Source organism: Pseudomonas subflava (assembly GCF_023823685.1).
GTDB classification, from domain to species: Bacteria; Pseudomonadota; Gammaproteobacteria; order Pseudomonadales; family Pseudomonadaceae; genus Aquipseudomonas; species Aquipseudomonas subflava.
In genome coordinates, this window is the sequence record NZ_JAMXBF010000007.1 from 271,910 (window position 1) to 278,607 (window position 6,698).

Consider the following 6,698-nt stretch of genomic DNA (forward strand, 5'->3'; position numbering starts at 1 on the left):
CCTCACTGGAAGCGGCTGACCTCGCGCTGCAGCTCCTCGGCCAGGCGGTCCATCTCGCGGGCGGTCTCGGCCAGGTTGGCCACCACCTCGCGCTGCTCGCTGTTGGCCAGGGCGATGCTCTGCAGGTTGCTGCTGAGCAGGGTCGCGGTGCTGCTCTGCTCCTGGGTGGCGGTGGTGATGGCGGCGAACTGCTCGCCGGCCTCGCTGGTCTGGTCGGCGATCTGCGCCAGCGCGGCCGCCACCTTGGCATTGCGCGCCAGGCCTTCCTGCATCAGCGCCTGGCCCTGCTCCATGGTGCGTATGGCGCTGGCCGTTTCCTCCTGGATGCTGCCGATCATGGTCGAGATCTCGGTGGTCGCTTCGCGGGTGCGCGCCGCCAGGTTGCGCACCTCGTCCGCCACCACGGCGAAGCCGCGGCCCATCTCGCCGGCACGGGCCGCCTCGATGGCGGCGTTGAGCGCCAGCAGGTTGGTCTGGTCGGCGATGGCGGTAATCACGCCGACGATGCCGCCGATTTCTTGGGAGCGCTGGCCGAGGGTGTTGACCACCGAGGCGGTGTCATCGAGAGACGCGGAAATCTGCTGCAGCGCCGCCGAGGCTTCGTCCATTGAGGCACGACCGATGCGGGTCTGCTGAGCGTTGTCATTGGCCAAGCGCTCGGTGTTGCGCATGTTGTCGGCGATGTTCTGCGCGGTGGCGCTGAACTCCTCCACCGCGCCGGCCATGCTGCCGATCTCACCTGACTGCTGCTCCATGCCCTCGTAGGCACCGCTGGACAGGCCGCTGAGGATCTGCGAGCGGCTGCCGACCTGCTGCGCCGCGCTGCGGATGTGCGCGACCATGGTCGCCAGCGCCTCGCCCATCTGGTTGAAGCCGCGCGCCAGTTCGCCAATCTCGTCATGACTGTTGACCTGCGAGCGGGCGCGCAGGTTGCCCGCGCCGAGCGCCTGGGCCTGTTCCACCAGCTCGTCGAGCGGACGCAGGCGCCGACGTAGCAGCACGATCACCGCGGCCACCGCCAGCACCATGGCGGTCAGGCTGCCCAGCGCTAGCTGACCGCCGACGTTCCAGGTCACCTCGCGGATCTCTTCCTTGGGCATGCTCGCCAGCACCTGCCAGGGCCCGTCGGCGAAGGGCGCGGCCACGCTGAAGAAGTCCTGCTGGCCGTCGCTCCAGAAGTGCCCCTCGCCCGGCTCGCTCAGCAGCTGCTGCAGGCGGTCGCCCACGGCCTCGGGGCGCTGCACGCCAGCCGGCGGCACCAGCCACTTGCCCTGCTCGTCGAGCAGCGCCAGCGAACCGCTGCGACCGATACGGAAGCGCCCGAGGTCGGCGAACTGGGCGCTCTGCGCGTCGGTGTAGTCGAAGCCGACGAACAGCACAGCGCTGACATTGCCGGTCGCATCACGCACCGGCGTGTACTGGGTCATGTAAAAACGCCCGAACAGCAGCGCCCGGCCGACATAGCTCTGCCCGCCGAGCAGGCGCTGGTAGGCCGGGTGGGCGTGGTCGAGCACGGTGCCGATGGCGCGGTTGCCGTCTTCCTTGGTCACCGAGGTGGTGATGCGCACGAAGTCCGCGCCGTCGCGGACGAACACCGTGGCCACGCCGGCGGTGAGCTGGCGGAATTCGTCGACCAGGGTGAAGTCACCGTTCAGAGCCTGGCCATTGAGGTAGAGCGCCGGCGGGGTCAGACCGGCGACCGGCACGCGCTCCTCGGCATGCACCGAGAGGCCGCTGGCGAAACGCTGCTCGAACAGGCCGGCCAGGCGGCTGGTGCTCTCGCGCAGGGTGCCGTGAAAGGTGGTGAGCTGGTCGGCGAGCAGGCGGGCCTCGCTGGCCAGGTGCCCTTCGCGGGTGGTCAGGCTGGCCTGATCGAGGGAACGCAGAGCGAACAGGGTACTGCCGCTGATGAGGAGGATCAGGAGTATCGCGAGGGCAACGGCAAGCTGCCAGGCGATACGGGACCTGGGCTGGGACATGATCAGTCTCTCCGGACGTATTTTTCGGGCACGCAAGGGTTGCGGGATCGCCGTCAGCCCTCGAAGGGCGCGGAGAATATCCGATCGGGAGAGTATGAATTATGAATTTGCGGGCCTTGCGCCCAAAAAGTTGTCAGACAACGTAAGAGAGAGACTTTTCGGTCAAATCATGGCCGAACACCGTTGTGCTTCGGCCACGGGAGCTGCGCCCTCAGCTGGCCAGATTGAGTGCCAGGCCGGCCTGACGCTGAAGGCAGGCTTCGCCGAACGCCTGGAACATCTTCACCGAATCGGGGTTCTGCGCGGCCTGCCATTCCGGATGCCACTGCACGGCGAACAGGAAGGGCGACAGGCTCGGCGCATGGAAGGCCTCGACCAGGCCGTCCTCGGCGTGCGCCAGCGGCTCCAGGCCCTTGCCCAGGGTCTTCACGCCCTGGCCGTGCAGCGAATTGACGGCGATCTCCTCGCTGCCCAGTACCTCGGCCAGCCAGCTGCCAGGCGCGATGCGTACGCTGTGCGCCGCCGCGTATTGCAAGTCCACCGCGTCGTCGGAGTTCTCCCGATGGTCGTTGAAGCCCGGCTCGGCGTAGAGCTTCTGGTACATGTCGCCGCCCAGCGCCACATTGATCTCCTGCATGCCACGGCAGATGGCGAACAGCGGCAGGCCGCGAGCGATGGCGGCCTTGATCAGCGGCAGGTCGAACAGGTCGCGGTCACGATCCTGGGTCTTCTCGGGCGTGAGGTTCTCCTGGCCGTAGAGGCTCGGATCGATGTTCGAGCCGGCACCGGTCAGGTACACGCCGTCGGCCATGTCGAGGTACTGCTCGAGGTCATCGGTACCGCAGCAGGTGGGCACCAATACGGGCACGCAACCGGCGATCTCCACCAGCGGCGTGATGTATTTGTGGGTCATCACCTGATAGTCGTGGCCCTTGCGCTCCTGGGCGCCCATGGACATCAGCACGACGGGTTTGCGTTTAGGGGGAGTGTTCTTGGCACTGTTGTTGTTGGACATACGTCACCTTGGGGCAGGTCGGTCCTGCCGTTGCTGTGCAGGTGGGTCGGGAGATCGACGCGCTACCTGTTTGGCACGGTTCCGTCTGTCGGCGGCGTTGCGGGGCCTCGCCTGGAGGCATGGGAGTGGGAGGTAACGGACCTCCCGCGACGGCCGCATAACAGTCGAACCGCCGGCACAGTCTCCTCAGGCGCGTAAAATATGTCAAACATTTCAAGAAGCCCGCCTTGCGAAGGAAGACCTCAATCGCCCGAATATCGGCCTCAAAGCCTCGCCTGCCCAGGCTCTGGCATGCCGGAGAGGTCCATTATTTTTTACGCAGACGAGACACTAGATGCCGACACGCTCCACGCCCGGCAGGTGCATCTGCTCCACCTCGGCCAACAGAAAGTCGCGCAGCCGGCGCAACCGCTCCTCGCCACGCCGCCCCTTGGGCCAAACCAGGTGATAGCTTTCGCCGCTGGCCACCGCGCTGGGCAACGGCAGGCCCAGGCGGCCCTGCTCGGCGTCCTCGGCGATCATCACCAGGTCGCCGATGGACACCCCGTAGCCGCGCTCGGCGGCGACGATGCCCAACTCCAGGGTGTCGAACACCTGGCCGCCGCGCAGCGGCACCTGCTCCTCCAGCCCCATGGCCTGCAGCCAGCGCCGCCAGTCGCGACGGTCCGGCGTGGGATGCAGCAACTCGGCGGCCTGCAGCCGCGCCAGATCCCAGGCGCCGCTGGCGGCCGCCTCCGGCGCGCAGACCGGAATCAGCCATTCGGCGAACAGCTCGACGCTCTCCCATTCGGCGGGAAAGCTGCCGCCGGCGTTGAGCAGCACGGCGCAATCGAAGGGCTCCTGTTGGAAGTCGACCCGGTCGACGTCCATCCAGGCGCTGGTCAGCTGTACCTCGATGCCAGGGTTGTGCAGGCGAAAGCGCGAGAGCCGCGCCAGCAGCCAGCGCATGGTCAGGGTGGAGGGCGCCTTCAGGCGCAGGGTGGCGTCATCGGCGCTGAGCGCGGTACAGGCTCGCTCCAGCGCGTCGAATCCGTCGCGCACGCCGGGCAGCAGCAGGCGTGCGCTCTCGCTCAGGCGCAGATGGCGGCCGGCCCGCTCGAACAGGCGACAGGCGAAATGCTCCTCCAGGGTGCGGATGTGCCGGCTCACCGCGCTCTGGGTGATGGCCAGCTCCTCGGCGGCGCGGGTGAACGAGGCATGCCGGGCTGCCGCCTCGAAGGCGCGCAGGGCATAGAGCGGTGGCAGACGTCGGGCCATGAGCGATATCCATGAGTATTAGTCATGCCAAGCATCGCATTTTTCCTTTTGTCCGTGGCCGGCTCGGCCCACCAGAATACGCGCCAATCCACTTGCGCCCGGTATTCGTCCGAGGCCCATCGCTGAGCCTCATTCATCATGCCGCAGCCCATTCGTGACGAACTGGTCGCCCTCTTCCGCCTCGCCGGTCCGCTGATTACCGCGCAGCTGGCCCACGTGCTGATGGTGTTCACCGACACCATCATGATGGGCATGCTCGGCCCCGAGCAGCTGGCCGGCGGCGCCCTGGGCGCCACCTGCTACTACATGCTGTCGCTGTTCTGCGTCGGCACGGTGGCCGCGGTGGGCAGCCTGGTCGCCATCCGCCATGGCGCCGGCGATGCGCCGGGCGCCACGCGTCTGCTGCAGAACGGCCTGTGGCTGGCCCTGCTGCTGGGCGTTGCGGGCGCGCTTTGCCTGCGGGCCCTCGGCCCGCTGCTGCCGCACCTGGGCCAGCAACCCGATGCCGCGGCGCGTGCCATGGAGTTCCTCGGTCCGCTGGCCCTGGCGTTGCCCGGCTACCTCATCTTCATGGCCCTGCGGGGCTTCACCAGCGCCATCGGCCATCCCGGCCCGGTGATGACCATCGGCATCGTCGGCGCCGTCGCCAACTTCGTCATCAACTACGCGCTGATCGAGGGCTGGTTCGGCCTGCCCAGCCTAGGCCTGGGCGGCATCGGCATGACCACCGCCCTGGTCAGCAGCGGCATGGCCCTGGCACTCGCGCTGCACATCCTGTGCGCCCCGGCCTACCGCGATTACCTGCCGCTGCTCGGCCTGCTACGTCCGTGGCGGCACGAGATGGGCGCGCTGCTGCGCCTGGGCCTGCCCATCGGCGGCACCTACGCCGCCGAGCAGGGCATGTTCACCTTCGCCGCCCTGTGCATGGGCGCCCTCGGCAGCGTGCAGCTGGCGGCACACCAGATCGCCATCCAGGCGGTGACGCTGGCGTTCATCCTGCCCCAGGGCCTGTCCTACGCCGTGACCTTCCGCGTCGGCCAGCACTACGGCGCCGGCCGCCCGGCCGATGTGCGCCGCGCCGGTTACCTGGGTATCGCCGGCGGCGCCTGCTGCATGCTGGTGTTCGCCCTGCTGTTCTGGCTGATGCCGGAGCCGGTGGTGGGGCTGTTCGTCGACCGCAACGACCCGGCCTTCGCCGAGGTGGTCACCCTGGCCGTGAGCCTGCTGGCGGTGGCCGCCGTGTTCGAGCTGTTCGACGGCACCCAGAGCATCGCCATGGGCACCATTCGCGGCCTGGGCGACGGCAAGACCACCCTGCTGGTCGGGCTCGGCTGCTACTGGCTGATCGGCATCCCGCTGGCCTGGACCCTGGCCTTCCCGTTCGGCTGGGGTGCCCATGGGGTGTGGTGGGGGCTGGCGGGCGGACTGGCCTGCGCGGCGCTCGGCCTGACCCTGGGCTTCGAGTGGAAGACCGCGCGCCTGCTGCGTTCGCGGCAGCCGGTGCAGGGCGAGCCCTGCCTGTCGTGAAACGATGGTGCCGAAGCATGCGGTGCGCGCGGCGCACCCTACGGCCGTGATTTCGGCCTGGACGCCAGCCAGCCGTAGCCCGAAGGCAATACGGGGTCGTAGCTGCCTGCTTCCCGGATTGCATCCGGGCTACCAGCCTGCCCCTGGGTTTCGAGTGGAAGACCGCGCGCCTGCTGCGTGCGCGGCGGTCGGTGCGGGGCGAGCCCTGCCTGTCGTGAAACGATTGCGCCGAGCCATGCGGTGCGCGCGGCGCACCCTACGGCCGTGATTTCCGACAGGAAGACAGACAGCCGTAGCCCGAAGGCAATACGGGGTCGTAGCTGCCTGCTTCCCGGATTGCATCCGGGCTACCAGCCTGACCCTGGGTTTCGAGTGGAAGACCGCGCGCCTGCTGCGTGCGCGGCGGCCGGTGCAGGGCGAGCCCTGCCAGTCGTGAAACGATGGAGCCGAAGCATGCGGTGCGCGCGGCGCACCCTCCGGCCGTGATTTCGGCCTTGACGCCTGCCTGCCGTAGCCCGGATGCAATCCGGGGGCGTAGCTGCCTGCGTCCCGGAGTGCATCCGGGCTCCCAGCCTGACCCTGGGTTTCGAGTGGAAGACCGCGCGCCTGCTGCGTGCGCGGCGGTCGGTGCGGGGCGAGCCCTGCCTGTCGTGAAACGATAGCGCCGAGACATGCGGTGCGCGCGGCGCACCCTACGGCCGTGATTTCGGCCTAGACGTCGGCCGGCCGTAGCCCGGATGCAATCCGGGGTCGTAGCTGCCTGCTTCCCGGATTGCATCCGGGCTACCAACCTACAACCGTGACTCCAACTTAGACGCCGGCAAGCAGCGGCTGGCGCAGGCCGAACACCAGGAAACGCGCCAGGTCGGCCAGCGGCAGTGGCCGGCTGATCAGGTAGCCCTGCACCTGGTCGCAACCGA

At 68.4% G+C, this 6,698-nt stretch carries 5 protein-coding genes and 1 pseudogene; 1 reads left to right on the forward strand and 5 read right to left on the reverse strand.

The window, feature by feature from the left end; translation table 11 throughout:
- Nucleotides 1–2: 2 nt before the first annotated feature.
- The 4 genes and pseudogenes from NF616_RS21415 to NF616_RS12760 form a co-directional block, all read right to left on the reverse strand.
- Entirely contained in the window at nucleotides 3–863 is an 861-nt protein-coding gene (locus tag NF616_RS21415) for a methyl-accepting chemotaxis protein (RefSeq protein WP_434091883.1), read from the reverse strand.
- Nucleotides 861–1,979 (reverse strand): annotated as a pseudogene (locus tag NF616_RS21420) (Cache 3/Cache 2 fusion domain-containing protein); the annotation flags it as partial. The gene NF616_RS21415 and the pseudogene NF616_RS21420, both read right to left, overlap by 3 nt.
- Before the next feature lie 211 nt (nucleotides 1,980–2,190).
- On the reverse strand, nucleotides 2,191–2,994 hold the full coding sequence (locus NF616_RS12755; protein WP_252273652.1) for a gamma-glutamyl-gamma-aminobutyrate hydrolase family protein: 804 nt from the start codon (nucleotides 2,992–2,994) through the stop codon (nucleotides 2,191–2,193).
- Nucleotides 2,995–3,324: 330 nt separating this feature from the next.
- On the reverse strand, nucleotides 3,325–4,251 hold the full coding sequence (locus NF616_RS12760) for a LysR substrate-binding domain-containing protein (protein WP_252273653.1): 927 nt from the start codon (nucleotides 4,249–4,251) through the stop codon (nucleotides 3,325–3,327).
- Between the two features lie 138 nt (nucleotides 4,252–4,389).
- Between NF616_RS12760 and NF616_RS12765 the strand changes: the two genes are divergently transcribed.
- Nucleotides 4,390–5,778, forward strand: coding sequence for a NorM family multidrug efflux MATE transporter (locus NF616_RS12765; RefSeq protein WP_252273654.1), 1,389 nt, complete (start codon nucleotides 4,390–4,392; stop codon nucleotides 5,776–5,778).
- An 810-nt stretch (nucleotides 5,779–6,588) separates the two neighbouring features.
- Here NF616_RS12765 and NF616_RS12770 read toward each other — a convergent pair.
- On the reverse strand, nucleotides 6,589–6,698 hold a 110-nt coding region (locus tag NF616_RS12770), incomplete at its 5' end, for a hypothetical protein (protein WP_252273667.1).